General features: G+C 70.9%; 17 protein-coding genes and 1 pseudogene. 8 read left to right on the forward strand and 10 right to left on the reverse strand.

Annotation, left to right across the window (positions count from 1 at the left end; genetic code table 11):
* Both ACYVMZ_RS00335 and ACYVMZ_RS00340 read left to right on the forward strand, forming a co-directional pair.
* Positions 1-882, forward strand: a complete 882-nt coding sequence (locus ACYVMZ_RS00335) for an amino acid ABC transporter permease (RefSeq protein ID WP_461076251.1) — start codon at positions 1-3, stop codon at positions 880-882.
* Positions 879-1,631, forward strand: coding sequence for an amino acid ABC transporter ATP-binding protein (locus tag ACYVMZ_RS00340; protein ID WP_461074244.1), 753 nt, complete (start codon positions 879-881; stop codon positions 1,629-1,631). Before ACYVMZ_RS00335 ends, ACYVMZ_RS00340 begins: the two co-directional genes overlap by 4 nt.
* A gap of 25 nt (positions 1,632-1,656) precedes the next feature.
* Here ACYVMZ_RS00340 and aroQ read toward each other — a convergent pair whose 3' ends face one another.
* A complete protein-coding gene (gene aroQ, locus ACYVMZ_RS00345) occupies positions 1,657-2,130 on the reverse strand; it encodes a type II 3-dehydroquinate dehydratase (RefSeq protein WP_461074245.1) in 474 nt (157 codons plus the stop codon).
* 217 nt (positions 2,131-2,347) lie between these two features.
* Here aroQ and ACYVMZ_RS00350 point away from each other — a divergent pair.
* Positions 2,348-3,080: pseudogene (locus tag ACYVMZ_RS00350) on the forward strand (MFS transporter).
* A gap of 253 nt (positions 3,081-3,333) precedes the next feature.
* On the opposite strand, the gene ACYVMZ_RS00355 reads toward ACYVMZ_RS00350, so the two are convergent.
* The 5 genes from ACYVMZ_RS00355 to ACYVMZ_RS00375 all read right to left on the reverse strand — a co-directional run bounded on the left by ACYVMZ_RS00355 (position 3,334) and on the right by ACYVMZ_RS00375 (position 10,569).
* Complete coding sequence (locus ACYVMZ_RS00355) at positions 3,334-4,335, reverse strand: TerC/Alx family metal homeostasis membrane protein (protein ID WP_461074246.1); 1,002 nt, start codon at positions 4,333-4,335, stop codon at positions 3,334-3,336.
* Positions 4,336-4,617: 282 nt separating this feature from the next.
* Positions 4,618-6,648: a TerD family protein gene (locus ACYVMZ_RS00360; RefSeq protein ID WP_461074247.1), complete on the reverse strand. Its 2,031-nt coding sequence runs from the start codon at positions 6,646-6,648 to the stop codon at positions 4,618-4,620.
* Positions 6,649-6,727: 79 nt separating this feature from the next.
* Positions 6,728-7,306 (reverse strand): TerD family protein, encoded by a 579-nt coding sequence (locus ACYVMZ_RS00365; RefSeq protein ID WP_461074248.1) that lies wholly within the window; start codon positions 7,304-7,306, stop codon positions 6,728-6,730.
* A gap of 199 nt (positions 7,307-7,505) precedes the next feature.
* Positions 7,506-9,662, reverse strand: a complete 2,157-nt coding sequence (uvrB, locus tag ACYVMZ_RS00370; RefSeq protein WP_461074249.1) for an excinuclease ABC subunit UvrB — start codon at positions 9,660-9,662, stop codon at positions 7,506-7,508.
* Between the two features lie 40 nt (positions 9,663-9,702).
* The gene (locus tag ACYVMZ_RS00375; RefSeq protein ID WP_461074250.1) at positions 9,703-10,569 is read right to left on the reverse strand and encodes an MHYT domain-containing protein; all 867 of its coding nucleotides are present in this window, start codon (positions 10,567-10,569) and stop codon (positions 9,703-9,705) included.
* Positions 10,570-10,867: 298 nt separating this feature from the next.
* Here ACYVMZ_RS00375 and ACYVMZ_RS00380 point away from each other — a divergent pair, with 298 nt between their 5' ends.
* Together ACYVMZ_RS00380 and ACYVMZ_RS00385 are read left to right on the forward strand one after the other, a co-directional pair.
* Complete coding sequence (locus ACYVMZ_RS00380) at positions 10,868-11,740, forward strand: glycerophosphodiester phosphodiesterase (protein WP_461074251.1); 873 nt, start codon at positions 10,868-10,870, stop codon at positions 11,738-11,740.
* A gap of 78 nt (positions 11,741-11,818) precedes the next feature.
* Complete coding sequence (locus tag ACYVMZ_RS00385) at positions 11,819-12,373, forward strand: methylated-DNA--[protein]-cysteine S-methyltransferase (protein ID WP_461074252.1); 555 nt, start codon at positions 11,819-11,821, stop codon at positions 12,371-12,373.
* 98 nt (positions 12,374-12,471) lie between these two features.
* Here the strand turns inward: ACYVMZ_RS00385 and ACYVMZ_RS00390 are convergent, their stop codons facing one another.
* The gene (locus ACYVMZ_RS00390) at positions 12,472-12,900 is read right to left on the reverse strand and encodes a VOC family protein (protein WP_461074253.1); all 429 of its coding nucleotides are present in this window, start codon (positions 12,898-12,900) and stop codon (positions 12,472-12,474) included.
* A gap of 103 nt (positions 12,901-13,003) precedes the next feature.
* On the opposite strand from ACYVMZ_RS00390, the gene ACYVMZ_RS00395 reads away from it, so the two are divergent.
* Entirely contained in the window at positions 13,004-13,909 is a 906-nt protein-coding gene (locus ACYVMZ_RS00395; RefSeq protein ID WP_461076253.1) for a pseudouridine-5'-phosphate glycosidase, read from the forward strand.
* Positions 13,906-14,835 (forward strand): carbohydrate kinase family protein, encoded by a 930-nt coding sequence (locus ACYVMZ_RS00400; RefSeq protein ID WP_461074254.1) that lies wholly within the window; start codon positions 13,906-13,908, stop codon positions 14,833-14,835. The genes ACYVMZ_RS00395 and ACYVMZ_RS00400 overlap by 4 nt, the downstream gene beginning before the upstream one ends.
* 77 nt (positions 14,836-14,912) lie before the next feature.
* On the opposite strand, the gene ACYVMZ_RS00405 is transcribed toward ACYVMZ_RS00400, so the two are convergent.
* Positions 14,913-15,707, reverse strand: coding sequence for a methyltransferase domain-containing protein (locus ACYVMZ_RS00405; RefSeq protein WP_461074255.1), 795 nt, complete (start codon positions 15,705-15,707; stop codon positions 14,913-14,915).
* A gap of 254 nt (positions 15,708-15,961) precedes the next feature.
* Between ACYVMZ_RS00405 and ACYVMZ_RS00410 the strand changes: the two genes are divergently transcribed.
* Complete coding sequence (locus ACYVMZ_RS00410) at positions 15,962-17,089, forward strand: magnesium and cobalt transport protein CorA (protein ID WP_461074256.1); 1,128 nt, start codon at positions 15,962-15,964, stop codon at positions 17,087-17,089.
* A 59-nt stretch (positions 17,090-17,148) separates the two neighbouring features.
* Here ACYVMZ_RS00410 and ACYVMZ_RS00415 read toward each other — a convergent pair whose 3' ends face one another.
* Positions 17,149-17,577 carry a CBS domain-containing protein gene (locus tag ACYVMZ_RS00415; RefSeq protein WP_461074257.1) on the reverse strand — a complete coding sequence of 143 codons (429 nt, stop codon included), beginning with the start codon at positions 17,575-17,577 and terminating at the stop codon, positions 17,149-17,151.
* Between the two features lie 138 nt (positions 17,578-17,715).
* Positions 17,716-18,120 (reverse strand): PPOX class F420-dependent oxidoreductase, encoded by a 405-nt coding sequence (locus ACYVMZ_RS00420; protein WP_461074258.1) that lies wholly within the window; start codon positions 18,118-18,120, stop codon positions 17,716-17,718.
* Between the last annotated feature and the right edge of the window lie 23 nt (positions 18,121-18,143).

Raw genomic sequence — 18,143 nt, forward strand, 5'->3', positions numbered from 1 at the left:
ATGAAGGGCGTGTCCGGTCGCGAGGGCACGGACGACCCGTACGTACCCTCGCAGCGGCGGCTCGACCGCGAGCGCTACAAGCGCGCCCGGGCCCGCCGCGCCACAGCCATCGCCGCCCTCTCGACCCTCGTCACCGCCGCCGTCCTCTACCTGGTCGTCGTCGGCGCGCCGGGCTGGCCGCGCACCAAGGAGACGTTCTTCGACTGGGGTTACGCGCGCGAGGCGCTCCCCAAGGTCCTCGAAGGACTGTGGCTCAACGTCCGGCTGCTGCTGGTGTGCGGCGCCGCGGTCCTGGTCCTCGGCATGCTGATCGCCGTCGCCCGCACGCTGCGCGGCCCGGTGTTCTTCCCGCTGCGCGTGCTGGCCGCCGCGTACACGGACTTCTTCCGCGGATTGCCGCTGATCATCAACCTGATGATCGTGGTGTTCGGCGTCCCGGCCCTGCGGCTGCAGGGCGTGACCGTCGACCCGGTGCTGCTCGGCGGCACGGCGCTCACCCTGACGTATTCCGCGTACGTCGCCGAGGTGTTCCGGGCCGGCATCGAGTCGGTGCATCCCTCGCAGCGCGCCGCGGCCCGCTCGCTCGGGCTCAGCAACCGGCAGGCGCTGCGGTACGTGGTGCTGCCCCAGGCGGTTCGGCGCCAGGTGCCGCCGCTGCTGAACGACCTGGTGTCGCTGCAGAAGGACACCGGGCTCGTGTCGATCGGCGGTGCGGTGGACGCCGTACGGGCCGCCGACATCATCGTCGGGCGCAGCCTCAACTACACGCCGTACATCGTCGCGGGACTGGTCTTCGTCGCGCTGACGATCCCGATGACCCGCTTCACGGACTGGGTGACGGCCCGGATGGACCGCCGGCGGGCCCAGGGAGGGACGACATGAGTGACGCGCCGGTGCTGCGGATGGAGTCCGTGCGCAAGACCTTCGGCGGCTCGGTGGTGCTGCGGGACGTCGATCTGGAGGTCGCCCCGCACACGGTGACCGCGCTGATCGGCGCCTCGGGCTCCGGCAAGTCGACGCTGCTCAGGTGCGCGAACCTGCTGGAGGAGATCGACGACGGGGCGATCTGGCTGGACGGCGAGGAGATCACCGACCCGCGCGTCGACCAGGACGCCGTGCGCCGCCGGATCGGCGTGGTCTTCCAGGCGTACAACCTGTTTCCGCACATGACGGTCCTGGAGAACGTCACCCTCGCGCCGCGCCGCGTGCATGGCGTCTCGCGCAGCGAGGCCGAGGCGCACGCGCGGGAGCTGCTGGAGCGGCTCGGGCTCGGTGACAGGGCGGGCGAGTACCCGGACCGGCTGAGCGGTGGACAGCAGCAGCGGGTGGCGATCGTGCGCGCCCTGGCGGTGCGTCCCCGGCTGCTGCTGCTCGACGAGATCACCGCCGCCCTCGACCCGGAGCTCGTCGGGGAGGTCCTCGCCGTCGTCCGCGACCTGAAGGACGAGGGCATGACCATGGTGCTGGCCACGCACGAGATGGGCTTCGCCCGTGAGGTCGCCGACCAGGTGTGCTTCCTGGACGGTGGCGTGGTGCTGGAGCGCGGCACGGCCGAGCAGGTCTTCGGGGATCCGCGGCAGGAGCGCACGCGGCGCTTCCTGCGGCGGATCGTGGAGGCGGGGCGGCTGTAAGGACCGTGCGCCTGGCGGGCGGGGCTTACGCGTCCGCCTGTGCCGCGCCCGCCAGCGCCGCGACCCGCTCCACACCGAACACATAGCCCTGCACCCCGCACCCCGCGATGACCCCGTCGGCGCGCAGCGAGACGTAGGAGTGGTGCCGGAACGACTCGCGCTTGTGGATGTTGGAGATGTGCACCTCGATCACCGGAAGGCCGTCACAGGTGTTGAGTGCGTCCAGGATCGCGACGGAGGTGTGCGAGTAGGCGCCGGGGTTGATGACGATCCCGCAGTGGTTCAGCCGTGCCTCGTGGATCCAGTCGACCAGTTCGCCCTCGTGGTTGGACTGGCGGAAGTCCACCGTGCCGCCGTGCGCGGCCGCCGCCTTGGCGCACAGGGACTCGACGTCGGCGAGGGTGTCGGAACCGTAGATCTCCGGCTGGCGCTGGCCGAGCAGGTTCAGGTTGGGGCCGTTGAGGATCATGATCGGGGCGTTGGCCAGGGTGCGGGGCACGGTTCCTCCGGTCCGTTCGGGGTCGGGCGGTCCACCGGGGACCGCTGCTCGGACCCGGTTTATCACGCGCGCTCGGCAGGCCATCGGGCACTGCCCGGCCCGGCGCATCACCGCACGCGCTGAGGAAGCCCCGAGCCCCCGCGCGCCCCCGTAACCCGTGATCACGGTGGGTAGTTGACGCGGCATGCACGACGTACGCACCGTAAGGCCACCCTCCATGCTGCGGCTCGCGACTGCCTCGCTGGCCGGGACGGCCATCGAGTTTCTACGACTTCTTCGTCTACGGAACCGCGGCGGCGCTGGTCCTGGGGCCCCTGTTCTTCCCGACGTTCTCGCCGGTGGCGGGGACGCTGGCCGCCATCGCGACGTTCGGCATGGGCTTCGTCGCCCGGCCGCTGGGGTCGGTGCTGTTCGGCCACATCGGCGACCGGCACGGGCGGCGGCCGGTCCTCGTCACCTCGCTGCTGCTGACCGGCGCCTCGACCGTCGCGGTCGGCTGCGTGCCGACGTACGACACGATCGGCGTGGTCGCGCCCGTGCTGCTGCTGGTCCTGCGTTTCCTGCAGGGGCTGGGGCTGGGGCTGGGCGGAGAGTGGGGCGGGGCCGTGCTGCTGACCACGGAGCACGCGCCCGCCGACCGGCGCGGGCTGTGGTCGAGCTTCCCGCAGGTCGGGCCCGCGCTGGGGTTCATGCTCGCCAATGGCGTGATGCTGGGCTGTACGAGCCGCGGGTGCGCTGCACGGGTGCCGCCGTCGGCTACAACCTCGGCGGGGTCCTCGGCGGCGCGCTCACCCCGATCGCGGCGACGGCGCTCGCCGAGCAGGGCGGCCGGGTGCCGTGGGGGGTGGCGCGTATCTGACGGGGATCGCGCTGTTCAGCCTGGGGTGCTACGCGCTGCTGCGGAGACCCGCCCGGTGCCGGTGGTGGCGGCGGAACCGGCGTCCGGGTGAGGGCGGGCGGTGCGCCCAGGAACCGGCGTCCGGGTGAGGGCGGGCGGTGCGCCCAGGGATTGATGGCCGGCTCGGGAGCGGCTGGGGTTGTTGCCGAGGTCCTTCCGGCGCATGCGGTGAGGCGGTCCGGCGGGGGCGCCCCCGGCCGGGGCACGCGCTCGGACACAAGCAAACACCGGGAGCGGTGGTCGGCGATTCGCCGCGCACCGCTCCCGGTGGTGGTGGTTCCTACGTGCTCCTACGTGTGACGCCGTCAGACGTCGACGCTGTCCTTCGGAGCGCCTTCGCCAGGCTCCTGCGCCGCCTCGGCCGCCGCCTGCTTCTTGGAGGCCCGCAGGCTGGTGATCGTGGTGACGATCAGGACCGAGCAGATCACGCCGAGCGAGACCGGGATGCTGATCTCGGGGACGTGGACCCCGGACTCGTGCAGCGCGTGCAGGACCAGCTTCACGCCGATGAAGCCCAGGATGATCGACAGGCCGTAGCTGAGGTGGACCAGCTTCTTCAGCAGGCCGCCGATGAGGAAGTACAGCTGGCGCAGGCCCATCAGGGCGAACGCGTTCGCGGTGAACACGATGTACGGGTCCTGCGTCAGACCGAAGATCGCGGGGATCGAGTCGAGCGCGAAGAGCACGTCCGTGGTACCGATCGCGAGCATCACGACCAGCATGGGCGTCATGACCCGCTTGCCGTTCTGCTCGATCCACAGCTTGGTGCCGTGGTAGCGGTCGGCGACACCGAACCTGCGCTCGGCGGCCTTGAGCAGCTTGTTCTCCTCGTACTCCTCGTCCTGCTCCTCGGCCCGGGCCTCCTGGACGAGCTTCCAGGCGGTCCAGATCAGGAAGGCGCCGAAGAGGTAGAACACCCACGAGAAGCTGGCGATGATCGCGGCACCCGCGGCGATGAAGACGGCCCGCAGGACCAGGGCTATGAGGACACCTATCAGGAGCACCCGCTGCTGGTACTGCGACGGAACCGCGAACTTCGCCATGATCAGGACGAAGACGAAGAGGTTGTCGACGCTCAGCGACTTCTCGGTGATGTAGCCGGCGAAGAACTCACCGGCGGGCTGGCCGCCGCCGAAGACGAGCAGCCCGAGCCCGAAGAGCGCGGCCAGGACGATCCAGACGACCGTCCAGGTCCCGGCTTCCTTGATCGATACGTCGTGCGGCTTGCGGCCGATGAAGAAGTCGACCGTGATCAGGGCGATGAGGCCCACAACGGTCAGGACCCACAGGGTCAGGGAAACATCCACTGCGCCTCCGGCAGTCGTCAACGGAACGTGTCAGCGACTTCGCTGCCGGAGGTCTCTTCCACCCCGGGCATCCGGCGCGCGCAACGCGCCCGGAACCCACGGGCCGACGCCCCGGGATCTGGCCAGATCCGTATTGACGGGTACGCCGCACAGACAGGGAGTACTCCCCTCCGTGCGAAGAACAGTACCCCAATCACCAAGGAAAGGTAAAGAGCTTGGCAAAGGAAGGATCAAAACACCTGGTCAGACGACTTTGCGTGGGCTTGGTGAAGGGCCGGGCGGTCACCGGTTCCAGGCTCGGCGGGCCGCGGCGACCTGGGTGAGCACCCGCTGGAGGATCTGGCTGCCGGCCGGTACGTGCGAGGGCTCGTACGTCCAGGCGTGCCCCACCCACGGGTCGGCGAGATGGTCGTCGGGCACGGGAGTCAGGCGCAGCAGCGAACGCCACAGCGGGTCGAGCAACGGTCCGTAGGCCGAGGACTCCTCGCGGTCGGCGACCATCATCAGGTGGACACCGGCGTCCGGGCCCTCGTCCGCGAGGTAGCGCAGCTGGTTCACGGCCCGGTCGTCGAAGCCGTGCGGGAAGTCGTTGACGATCAGCAGGTGCTGGGAGGTGTCGAAGCCGGGCGGCAGCGCGTCGGCCGCACCCCCGCGCAGCGCCATCTGCACCAGGTCGACCCGCTGGGTGAGCCGGGCCAGCACGTCCGCCACCCCGGCCGCGCCTAGGGCGGGCGGCGCGGCGAGCGCTCCGGTCTGCACCAGCGGTGCCAGCGGCTGCGCCGCCGAACCGGCCGGGTCGATGACGTGCACGGTGAACTCGCCCGCCGGGTAGACCGCGAGCAGCCGGGCCGCGTGGGCGACCGCCGTCTCCATCGCCAGGCGGCGCAGCTCGTGGGAGTCGGCGAACGACCCGTCGAGCGATCCGGCCCGTCCGCTGTCGATCCACAGGCCGCGCTCCAGCGGCAGCCTGATCAGCATCGGGATCCGCACCTCGGCGGCCTCGGGCAGATGGAGGTCGCCCAGGCGCAGGGCCATGGGTATCTCCATCGGGACGCGGTAGCCGTGCCAGACAGGGTTGTCCCAGCTCGCGTACGCCGGCGGCAGGGCGGGCTCGACGACCTCTGCCTCCGCGGTGAGCTGGGCGAGGTCCCGGTCGAGGGCCTCCCTGGCCTGGGCGACCAGCTGGGCGTGCTTGGCGCGGGCCGCCTCGCGCGCGGCGTCGCCCTGCCCGCCGATCCTGCTGCGCGGGTCGGACAGGACCTGTTCGAGTTCCTTGTCCATGCGGGACTCGGCGAAGTCGACGGCGCTGCGGTAGGCGGCGGTGGTGCGGGCCAGGTCCTCGAACATGCCCCACACCTGGTTGTAGAGCCGCTCCTCCATGGACCAGCCGGTCGCATCACCCGCGACGGGCCGGGCGGGCTGCCCGGGGGCGGCCGGCGGCGCGGTCGGCGGGGGCGGTGGCGGGGCGGCGTTCTGGCGGCGCGGGTGGCTGTAGTCGATCGGGCCGCCGGTGGTGGGCGCGGACCGGTCCGCCGAACCGGGTCCGCTCGGATACGGCGGCTGCGGAGCGGGCTGCTGCGGCCCGCCGGGGGTCTGACCCCCGTACGGACTCTGCGAGCCGTACGGGGAGACCGGAGGCACGGGTCCGGGGGTCGCCTGCGGTGCGGTGCCGCCCTGGTCCGGGCCGAGTGCCGGGGCGGCCGCCTGCCGGGAGCGGTCGCCGTCCGCCGGGCGCGGCGGGGGTCCCTGCACCGAGCGGGCCAGGCCCCGGGCCACCGCCTCGTTGATGCTGCCCGCGAGCTGCTGGGCCTCGGGCAGTCCCTGGTCGGTGAGGAGCTCGGCGAGACCGCCGGCGTAGCCCTGGCCGACGGCACGCACCTTCCAGGCGTCCTGCCGGCGGTAGAGCTCCAGGGCGACGACGGCCGACTCGGCGTCCAGGCCGGTGATGGTGTAGCTGGCGACCTCGCTGCCGTCGAGGCCGGCGACGGCGACGAAGGGGGCGGCCACGGCACTGAAGCGCACGGGGCCCGTTCCGTCCGCGGGCAGGGCGAGCAGGACGTTGAGGCGGTGCACGGCCTCCGGCATGGCGTCCAGGTCCACCGCGAGGCGATGGTCGGCGGCCGCCTGCCGGGACACTTCGAGGCCCGGGAGGGTGGGGGTGCCCGGGTGGGCCACCCACTCGACGCCGTGGACCTTGCCGTCGACGTCGCTGAGCGTGGCCGCGGCCACGATCGGCGTGCCGGCCGAGATCCGGATCTCGAGACGGGACTGGGAGAGCGGGTGGTTCTGTCCCCGCACCAGCTCGGCCGTCATCGCCTTCGTCCCCCTGTGTCGCTCGTGATGTGTCGTGTGCCGCGCGCCGGCCCGCCCGGGCCGGTCGCCCCCGGCGCTCTCAGAGGAGCGGCAGGATGGACGGCATCAGGTCCTGGAAGGTGCGGCCGTTGGCCGGCGTGCCGAGGGCCGTCATCGTCCAGCCCGGGCCGTTGCGGTGCACCTTCGCCATGATCTGGGCCGTGTACTGGCCGCCGCCGGCCAGCGTGTAGCGGGCCAGCTCCTGGCCGTTGGTCTCGTCGACCAGGCGGCAGAACGCGTTCTGTACCTCCTGGAACGTCTGGCCCGTGAAGGAGTTCACGGTGAAGACGATCTGGTCGATGTGGACCGGGACGCGCTGCAGGTCGACGAGGATCGCCTCGTCGTCGCCGCCCTGGCCGACACCGCCGACGAGGTTGTCACCGGTGTGGCGCACGGAGCCGTCGTCGCTCACCAGGTGGCGGAAGAAGACGACGTCGACCGGCTGCTTGTCGGCGAAGAGGACGGCGGATGCGTCCAGGTCGATCTCCCTCGTGCGCGAGCCGAACAGGCCGCGTCGGGGAGCCGCCTGCCAGCCGAGACCCATGCGCACCGCGGTCAGGGTGCCGCCGTCGCTCTTCTGCAGACTGATGGCCTGACCCTTGGTCATGTTGACGGTCACGCGCTGATACCCCTCTCGGACGTCCCCTGTTGCCGCGAAGCCGCGGTTGACCAGAACCCTACGCAGGGGCACTGACAGTGCCGTACCCAGGTCCGCACTTTGTGTCGGTCTTGCAACACAGTGCGTATGGACGCGGGGCTCGTGGGGCCTTCGAAGGCGCCGGTTCCCTGGTGGGGACCGGCGCCTCGCGCGGGGCCCGTCAGGACAGGCCCGCCTCCTGCATCTGCCGCAGTTCCTTCTTCATCTCGGCGACCTCGTCGCGCAGCCGGGCCGCGATCTCGAACTGGAGGTCCGCGGCGGCGGCCCGCATGCGGGCGGTGAGCTCCTCGATCTGCTCGGCGAGTTCGGCCGCGGGCCGGTCGGTCGGCACCGTCTCCTTGGCCTTGGCCTTGCCCTTGGCGGACTTGGCCGACTTGGCGCCCCCTGCCGCCTTGCCGCCGAGGGAGGGCACGGGGGCCTTGGTCCCGCCGCCGTCCTTCTTCGCCTTGCGGTAGCCCGAGCCGAGCAGCTGCTCGGTGTCGATGTCCTCACGGGCGATCTGCGCGACGATGTCGTTGATCTTCTTGCGCAGCGGCTGCGGGTCGATACCCCGTTCCTTGTTGTACGCGACCTGCTTCTCCCGGCGGCGGTTGGTCTCCTCGATGGCCTTCTCCATCGCCGGGGTGATCTTGTCGGCGTACATGTGGACCTGGCCGGAGACGTTGCGCGCCGCGCGGCCGATGGTCTGGATCAGGGAGGTGCCGGAGCGCAGGAAGCCCTCCTTGTCGGCGTCGAGGATCGCCACCAGGGACACCTCGGGCAGGTCGAGGCCCTCCCTGAGGAGGTTGATGCCGACCAGGACGTCGAACTCGCCGGAGCGCAGCTCACGCAGCAGTTCGACGCGGCGCAGGGTGTCGACGTCGCTGTGCAGGTAGCGCACCTGGATGCCGAGTTCCAGGAAGTAGTCGGTGAGGTCCTCGGCCATCTTCTTGGTGAGCGTGGTGACCAGGACGCGTTCGTCCTTCTCGGTGCGCTTGCGGATCTCGTGCACCAGGTCGTCGATCTGTCCCTCGGTGGGCTTGACGACGACTTCCGGGTCGACGAGGCCGGTGGGGCGGATGATCTGCTCGACGACACCGTCCGAGCGGGACAGCTCGTACGGGCCCGGGGTCGCCGACAGGTAGACCGTCTGCCCGATGCGCTCCTGGAACTCCTCCCACTTCAGCGGCCGGTTGTCGAGGGCGGAGGGCAGCCGGAAGCCGTGCTCGACGAGGGTGCGCTTGCGGGAGGCGTCGCCCTCGTACATGGCGCCGATCTGCGGCACGGTGACGTGCGACTCGTCGATGACCAGCAGGAAGTCGTCCGGGAAGTAGTCCAGCAGCGTGTTCGGCGGGGAGCCCGGCGGGCGGTCGTCGAAGTGCATCGAGTAGTTCTCGACGCCGGAGCAGGTGCCGATCTGGCGGAGCATCTCGATGTCGTACGTCGTGCGCATCCGCAGGCGCTGGGCCTCCAGGAGCTTGCCCTGCTTCTCCAGCTCGGCCAGGCGCTCCTCCAGCTCCTTCTCGATTCCGTTGATCGCCCGCTCCATGCGCTCGGGGCCGGCGATGTAGTGGGAGGCCGGGAAGACGTACAGCTGCTGGTCGTCGCTGAGGATCTCGCCGGTGAGCGGGTGGAGCGTGGACAGGGCCTCGATCTCGTCGCCGAACATCTCGATGCGGACGGCGAGCTCCTCGTAGACCGGGAAGATCTCGATGGTGTCGCCGCGGACGCGGAAGGTGCCGCGGGTGAACGCCATGTCGTTGCGCGTGTACTGGATGTCCACGAAGCGGCGCAGCAGCTCGTCCCGGTCGATCTCGTCGCCGACCCGGAGGGTGACCATGCGGTCCACGTACTCCTGCGGGGTGCCGAGGCCGTAGATGCAGGAGACGGAGGCGACCACGACGACGTCGCGGCGGGTGAGCAGCGAGTTGGTCGCGGAGTGGCGCAGGCGCTCGACCTCCTCGTTGATCGAGGAGTCCTTCTCGATGTAGGTGTCCGACTGCGGGACGTACGCCTCGGGCTGGTAGTAGTCGTAGTACGAGACGAAGTACTCGACCGCGTTGTTCGGGAGCAGCTCGCGGAACTCGTTGGCCAGCTGCGCGGCCAGCGTCTTGTTCGGCGCCATCACCAGCGTGGGGCGCTGGAGCTGCTCGATCATCCACGCGGTGGTGGCGGACTTGCCGGTGCCGGTCGCGCCGAGCAGGACGACGTCCTTCTCACCTGCCCGGATGCGCTTGGCCAGCTCGGCGATGGCCGCCGGCTGGTCGCCGCTCGGCTGGTAGGGGCTGACGACCTCGAAAGGCGCCACCGTGCGTTCGATGTGGGAAACGGGCCGCATGGAATCCACCGTACGACCCCGCACTGACAACCGGCCCGGATCAGCGGTTCTGCGGGGTGCGGGAGCGGTGTTCCTGGGGGCGGCGGGGGCGGAACTGGAGACGGTACGAGGAGTGGTGGTGGACGGCCGTGTGGGCGGGTATGCCCGGCTTCTGCTCGGCGGGCAGCACGGCGGGCTTTCCCATGACCATCAGCGGGTCGAACATCACCACGACGCCGGCGAGGAGGAGGAAGGCCAGCGGGCCGATCATCATGGGCGCCAGCAGGGCCGCGGGCGAGTCTCCCGAGGAGGGGTCGGCGGTGCCGTGGAGGTGGACGCTCAGGGCCGCCATGCCGGTGTAGTGCATGCCGCTGACGGCGAGTCCCATGACGAGGCTCGCGCCGACGCTCCACATAAAGCCCCTGACCTGTCCGGCCGCCCACAGTGCGGCGGTGGCGGCGGCCATGGCGATGACGACGGACGCGGCCACGGTGACCGTGTTGTACTGCAGCTCTCCGTCCAGGCGCATGCTGGCCATGCCCAGGTAGTGCATCGAGGCGATGCCCAGGCCGGTGATGGTGCCTCCGGTGAACAGGGCCGTGCCGCGCGCGCCCTTGTAGCCGACGATGAAGATCCCGATGCCCACCATGACGATGGCGACGGCCAGGCTCGCGAAGGTCATCGGCCTGTCGTAGTGGATCGGCGTCTCCTTGACGGTGAAGCCCATCATCGCGATGAAGTGCATGGTCCAGATGCCGGACCCGATGGCCGTCGAGCCGAGGACGAGCCAGCCGGGGCGCCAGGACTGGGCGACGAGCATGGATCTGGTGGTGCAGCGCAGGCCCAGGGCACCTCCGAGGCAGGCCATGAGATAGGCCACCAGCGGTGTGACCAGGCCATAGCTGAATCCGTCGACCGTGCCCTGCATGCGCGGCTGCCTTTCCCGCCCTTTACATCCCCGAATTCCTGATGTGCGCCCCCTCCCAGGACCGCACGAGCGGTCAGGCACGAGCGGTCAGGGTTGACGCAGAGAGTATGACCCCCACCGGAATGGTCGAACGACTTTCCGGCAAAGAAACACGGCCTTGCCCCAGTTGTGCGGCACCGGTGACCGGGGTTGGGCGACTCCATTCAATCTGTGGCCATCGTGTACTCCCCTGCTGTTGACCCTCTGCTGTCACAGTTGAGCTGTCCGTGACCTTCCGAGCTCGTCGCGAGGAGTACGCATGCACGCGCGCGCTGTCGCTGCCTCCACCACCGCGCTCCTGGGGACCGCCGCCCTCCTGTTCCCCACCTCTTCCGCCCGGGCCGTCGACAGCGGCGCGTGGCCCTTGGTCATCGCTCACCGGGGCGCCGCCGCGTACGCGCCGGAGAACACGCTGGCGGCCGTCGACAAAGCGGCTGAGCTGGGCATCCGCTGGGTGGAGAACGACGTCCAGCGCACCAGGGACGGCGAACTGGTCGTCCTCCACGACGACAGCCTGCGGCGCACGACGAACGTCGAGGAGGTCTTCCCCGACCGGGCGCCGTGGAAGGTGAAGGACTTCACCGCCGCCGAGATCGCCCGCCTCGACGCGGGCAGCTGGTTCGGCCCGGCCTATTCGGGCGCGCGCGTGCCGACGCTGGAGCAGTTCGTGCACCGCGTCGAGCGCCACCACCAGAAGCTTCTGCTGGAGATCAAGAACCCGGGCCTGTACCCCGGCATCGAGCGGCAGACGCTCAAGGTCCTCAGCAACGAGGGCTGGCTCGACCGGCGGCATCTGGCGAACCGCTTGATCGTGCAGAGCTTCAGCGCGGACAGCATCCGCACCGTCCACGCGCTCAAGCCCGGCGTCAAGACCGGCTTCCTCGGTACGCCGTCCGTGTCGGACCTGCCCGCGTACGCGTCCTTCACCGACCAGATCAATCCCTCCCACCGCTCCCTGTCCCTGGGCTACGTCTTGGCCGTCCGGACGTTCACGGGAGCGCACGGCAGGCCGCTGGAGGTCTTCACCTGGACCGTCGACGACGCTGCCACCGCCCAGCGGGTCGCCGGGTACGGCGTCGACGGCATCATCACCAACAAGCCGGACGTGGTGCGGGACGCGGTGCGCGGCTGACCCCTCTCGCCGGGCTCGGGACGCGGGCCGGGCTCGCCGCCCGGGGCGTTGTCAGTGGCGGGTCGTACGGTGGGTCGCATGAACAGCCATGGGCAGTACGAGCAGCAGGTCGTGTGGACCGTCGTCGGCACCGGCATCGGTCCGCTGCTCCTGGCCGCGACCCGAGACGGCCTGGTCAACGTGGTGTTCCATGCCACGGAGACGGTGCGCGACAAGGCCCTCGACCGGCTCGCGTCCCGGCTGGGCACCGAGCCCGTCGAGGCGCCCGGCTCCCCCTTGCTGTCGGAGGCGATACGTCAGGTCGAGGCGTACTTCGCCGGTGAGCGGCGGGACTTCGACGTGCCGCTGGACTGGTCGCTGATCTCGGGCTTCCACCGGGAGGTCCTGCGCGAGCTGGCGTCCGGCGTCCCGTACGGCACGGTCGTCGGTTACGGCGACCTGGCCGGGCGGGTCGGCCAGCCCGGTGCCGCCCAGGCCGTGGGCATGGCGATGGGCTCGAATCCGCTGCCGGTGGTGGTGCCCTGCCACCGGGTCGTCGAGAGCGGCGGCGGCATCGGCGGGTTCGGGGGCGGCCTGGAGACCAAGCGGAAGCTGCTGGCCCTGGAGGGGGTCCTGCCCGAGCCGCTGTTCTGAGGGCCCGGGGACCGGAGCCTGAGGGTCCGGGGGCGGAAGCGGGGGTCGGGGGACCAAGCGCGCAGGGCGGGCGCCCCGTCCCCGTCCCCCCGGTCGTGTCAGTCGTAGTGGCGTGCCTCGAAGACGTTGCCGTCGGGGTCGCGGAAGTAGAAGCTGCGCTTGGCCTTGCCGCGGGCTCCGAAGGAGTCGTACGACAGGTCGGAGACCGGTATGGAGCGCTCCTGGAGACGGCTGAGGAGGGTGTCGAAGTCGCCGCCGGGCAGGGACAGGCAGACGTGGTTGACGGGGTGTCCCGCGCTGTCGGCGGCGCCGGGCAGCATGGTCATGCGTTCCGCCATGGTCAGCGGCATGAGGTCGAGGATCGTCTCCTCGTTGACGCGTACGGAGGGGAACGGCACGTCGCCCGCGGCGAATTCGGTGAGCCTGATCGCCTCCAGGCCGACCGCCTTCTCGTAGAAGTCGGCGGAGGCGACCGGATCGCGTACCCAGAGGACCACGTGGTCGAGACGTGGCGTGTTGTCGGTCATGTGTTCCAGGCTGGTGATGTCCGCGACGGCCCGCAAGGGTTTGACCCGGCGCGCGGCCCGCCAGAGATTGAGGGAAGACCGACAGACAGGAGGCAGGCGCGTGGTGCTGGTGGTGTCGGATGAGGTGCGGGAGGCGGTTGACGCGCGTCGGCCGGTGGTGGCCCTGGAGTCCACGATCATCGCGCACGGGCTGCCGCGCCCGCGCAATCTCCAGGTGGCACTGGAGCTGGAGGCGGCCGTACGGCAGGAGGGGGCCGTGCCCGCGACAATCGCCGTGCTGGACGGGCGGCCCCATGTCGGCCTGGACAAGCAGCAGGTGGAGCGGGTCGCGAACGAGGACGGGATCCGCAAGCTGGGGCATCGTGATCTGCCGCTCGCGGTGGCCTCCGGGGCGAGCGGGGCGACCACGGTGTCGGCGACCGCCCTGCTGGCGGCGCTGGCGGGCGTCCGGGTGTTCGCGACCGGTGGGCTCGGCGGAGTGCACCGGGAGTGGACGGCGACGCAGGACGAGTCGGCGGACCTGGGTCTGCTGGCCCGGACGCGGATCACGGTGGTGTGCGCGGGCGTGAAGTCGATCCTGGACGTACCGGCGACGCTGCAGCGGCTGGAGACGCTGGGGGTCGCGGTCGCCGGGTACGGCACGGACCGCTTTCCCGGCTTCTACCTGTCCGACTCGGGGCACCCCGTGGACTGGACGCTGGACACGCCGGAGCAGGTGGCGGACGTCATGCGGGCCCAGGACGCGCTCGGCGGGCCGGAGTCGGCGCTGATCGTCGCCAACCCCGTCCCCGAGGAGGAGCAGCTCGATCCCGAGCTGCACGCGCGCGTGCTCGCCGACGCGCTGCACGCGTGCGGGGCTGAAGGGGTCACCGGCCAGGCGGTCACACCGTTCCTGCTCGACCACCTGGTGCGGCACACCGACGGCGCGTCCCTGAGCGCCAACCTGGCGGCGGTGCGCGGCAACGTACGCCTGGCGGCGCGGATCGCGACGGCCTGGGCCGGGAAGTGACCGGGACAGCCCGGTCAGCTGCGCGGACCGGCGCCCTCCTGGTCGTCGGTGATGTGGTCACGGACGTCGTCGCGCGGCATCGCGGGCCTCTCGCCGCGGGGACGGACACGGCTGCCGTCATCCGGACGCTGCCGGGCGGGGCCGGCGCCAACGTGGCCTGCTGGGCGGCCTGTTGGGGCGCTGGGGAGGTGCGGCTGCTCGGGCGGGTGGGCACGGACGCGGCAGCCTGGCACGAGCGGGAGCTGGCCTCCTGCGGAGTGCGGCCCCTTCTTGTCGTCGACGAGAAGGCGCCGACCGGGACGGTGATCTGCCTCGTCGACGCCGGTGCCGCGGCGGAGCGGACGTTCCTCACCGACAGCGGCGCGTCGCTGCGGCTCGATCCCGCCGACTGGTCGGACGCGCTGCTCGACGGAGTGGCCCGGCTGCATCTGTCGGGCTACCTGCTGTTCTCCGCGCCGAGCCGTGCCCTGGTGGCCGTAGCCCTGGCAGCGGCACGCGCGCGTGGCGTTCCCGTGAGCCTGGATCCGGCGTCGGTCGGCTTCCTGGTGGAGCTGGGCGTCGATCGCTTCCTGGCGCTCGTCGAGGGCGTGGACGTCCTGCTGCCCAGCCGTGACGAGGCGTGTCTGCTCACGGGGCTGCCCGATGCGGCGGACGCGGCGGCCAAGCTGAGTCGGCACATCCCGCTCGTGGTCGCCAAGCAGGGCGAGCAGGGTGCGCTGGTCGCCCGGTCCGGCGTCGTGCGCGCCCGCGTTGCGGCCGTTCCAGCCGTGCCCCGGGACACCACGGGCGCCGGGGATGCCTTCACGGGCGCATTCCTCGCCGCCCTGCTCGCGGGGGCCGAGCCGGAGGAGGCGGCGGCGCAGGGGTGCAGAGCGGGGGCGCTGGCGGTGGAGCGGGTGGGCGGTCGGCCGCCGGTGCCGGACTGAAGCGGCCACGGAACGAAGCACCCCCCGGTCTCCCCTGTCTCCATCCTGGCACCCATGCGGCAACGTACCCGGCCCGCCTACGCCTTGCGTCCCCAGGCCGAGATCATCGGTGCCCTCGCCAGGTCCATCGTGCCGGAAGCGACGTTCGCGAGGTGGCGGTCGATGTCCTGCTCCGTGGCGAGGCCCGCGGTGACGAGACGGTCGCGGAACTGACGGATCGTCGCGGACTCCAGGGCGTCGCAGGCCGGCGAGGCGATCGGGAAGTAGGCGTCGGCGTGGACGCGGCTCAGACCGGCCTCCCTCAGCAGACGCGGGAGTCTGCGGCCCTGGGCGAGGTCCGCCCCGTGGTCGGCGAGCAGCTTGCTCACGCCGTGCCGCAGCCGGTTCGCGAGCTGCTGCTCGGGGCCGTACTCGTCGGGGCAGAGCAGGGGCTGCAGGGCGGGGTCCGTGTCTTCGACGAGGAGACGTCCGCCGGAGCGCAGGGCCCTGACCATGGACCGCAACGCCCGTTCCAGGTCCGGCGCATGGGCGAGGACGAGTCGGGCGTGCACCAGGTCGAAGGCCTCCTTCGGCGGTTCCTCCGTGCCGATGTCGTGCACGCGTACCTCGACCGGCGGGCGGGCGACCGGTGCGAGCTTCGCGACGTCGGCGCCGGTCGCGAGGACCCGTCCGGTCGGGCCGACCTTCTTGGCCAGCCAGGACACCACGGAAGTGCCCCCGGCACCGACCTCCCAGCAGCGCCAGCCGGGGCCGATGCCGAGGGCTTCGAGATACCGGAACGTCGTGGGATCGAAGAGGGCGGCGAAAGCGTTGCAGCGCTCCGCCGTCTCGGTCTGCCGGTCGTCGAGGAGGTATCCGTCGCTTCGCATCATGGGTCGATCATCCCATTTGTCCTACTTGTCCAGAGTGGTCGACGCTCCGGTGTGAGAAGTGGTCGACGCTCCGGTATGACGAAACGTACGGCCACCGGCAGCGTCGAAGTCTTCGGGCGGCCGGGGCGCGGCCGGGGCGTTGTCCACAGGCGGGAACAAAGCGGAACTTGCCGTTTCCACAGGCTTACCCGCAGCTCACGTCGGCCTGGCAGACTGGCGCGCCAGGGCGCACCAGCACGGGCGAGGAGATCCATATGTCCATGGCAGGGAACCTGCGGAAGGTCACGGGCCTTGGCAGGGTCGGCGGCCTCCGCAAGGTGGCTCGGCTGGCCCAGCGGCGCCAGCGCGTCGATCTGAGTCACCCGGCCCGGTCCCCGCTGGGCTCCTCGGTGGTGAACTGCGTGACGTACCGGGACGGCGTCCGGGCCGCGGCGCGCGACGATCTGGTCGACGCGGTGGAGCGGATACGCAAGAGCGGTGACGGTTTCGTCTGGCTCGGCCTGCACGAGCCGACCGACCAGGAGTTCGCGGGCATCGCCGAGCTCTTCGACCTGCATCCGCTGGCGGTGGAGGACGCCGTCGAGGCCCACCAGCGCCCCAAGCTGGAGCGGTACGGCGAGACGCTCTTCGCGGTGTTCAAGACGGTCTGCTACGTCGAGCACGAGGAGCTGACGGCCACCAGCGAGGTGGTGAACACCGGCGAGATCATGGTGTTCGTCGGCCAGGACTTCGTGATCACGGTGCGGCACGGACGGCACGGCTCACTGGGTCCGTTGCGCGAGGAGCTGGAGTCCGACCCCCAGCAACTCGCCAAGGGACCGGCCGCGGTGCTGCACGCGATCGCGGACCTCGTGGTCGACGACTATCTGAACGTCACGGACGCGGTACAGGCCGACATCGACCAGGTCGAGACGGATGTGTTCGCGGAGAACGGCGCGCGGGCCGATCCGGGGCGCATCTACCAGCTCAAGCGCGAACTGCTCGAACTGAAGCGGGCCGTGGTGCCGCTCAGCCGCCCGCTCGAGGACCTCGCCACCCGGCCGATACGGGTGGTCGACCCCGAGATACAGGCCTACTTCCGCGACGTCTCGGACCATCTGCTGCGGGCCAAGGAGCAGATCGCCGCCTTCGACGAACTGCTCAACTCGATCCTGCAGGCGCACCTCGCGCAGGTCACGGTCGCGCAGAACGAGGACATGCGGAAGATCACGGCCTGGGCCGCGATCGTGGCCGTGCCGACGATGGTGTGCGGGATGTACGGCATGAACTTCGACCACATGCCGGAGCTGCACTGGCGGTACGGCTACGGCATGGTCATCGGCGTGATATCCGTCGCCTGTCTGGCGCTGTACCGGGGCTTCCGGCGCAACGGCTGGCTCTGACGCCCGGCCGTCCATCCGCGGGGGCGTGCCGAGCGGGGTGGGGTCAGTCGGTCAGTGGGTCAGTGAGGCGAGGTCCTGGCGTAGACGCTCTCGGCCCAGTGGGCGATCTGGTCCTCGCTCAGGTGCCGGGCCAGATCGGACTCGCTGATCATGCCGACCAGGCGCTTGTTCTCGATGACGGGGAGCCTGCGGATCTGGTGCGCCTGCATCTCGTGGAGCACCTCGCTGACATCGGCGTCCGCGTCGATCCAGCGCGGTGTGCCCTGTGCCATCTCACCCGCGGTGACCTCGGCCGGGTCGCGGCCCATGGCGACGCAGCCGACGACGATGTCGCGGTCGGTGAGGATGCCGCAGAGCCGTTCGTCCGCGTCACTGATGGGCAGGGCGCCGACGCCCAGTTCGCGCATCAGCTGGGCGGCGCGGTCGAGGGTCTGGTGGGCGGGGATCCACTGGGCGCCGCGGTGCATGATGTCTCGGGCGGTGGTCATGCGGTACCTCCCGGTGCCGACGGGCCGGCGCGGCGCGGGACGCACCACGAGTCCCGGCGCCCTTCATTCTCACCGCGCCGCCCGGCACACGCACCCGGAGCGGGTGCTCGGACAGAGGGGCCTTCGAAGCCGAGGCGCTCAGGCCGAGAAGCCCACGATCTTGCGCGGTAGGACGCGGATGATCACGCGGACCTCGCCCTCCTTCTCCGCGGGCGGGTCGATGCCGAGGTACTTGTGCGAGAGCTCGTGCGGGAGGCGCTTGCCCTCGTCCGGGAGGATCTCGGCGGTGCCGCGGATCTCGACCGAGGTGTAGGGGTTGGCGAGGTCGAAGACCGACAGGCTGATGCGGGGGTCGCGGCGAAGGTTGCGCACCTTCTGCCGTCCGTCGGTGGAGGAGAAGAGCACGGTGTCGCCCTCGCGCTTGATCCACACCACCGAGTTCTGCGGGGCGCCGTCGGGGCCGAGGGTGGCCACGCCGGCGAAGTTCTTGCCGTCGAGGAGGGCACGGACCGAGTCGTCGAAGGAGACGGAGGAAGTCGTCATGGCCACAGCATAATTATATGCAC

This window comes from Streptomyces deserti, assembly GCF_054782695.1.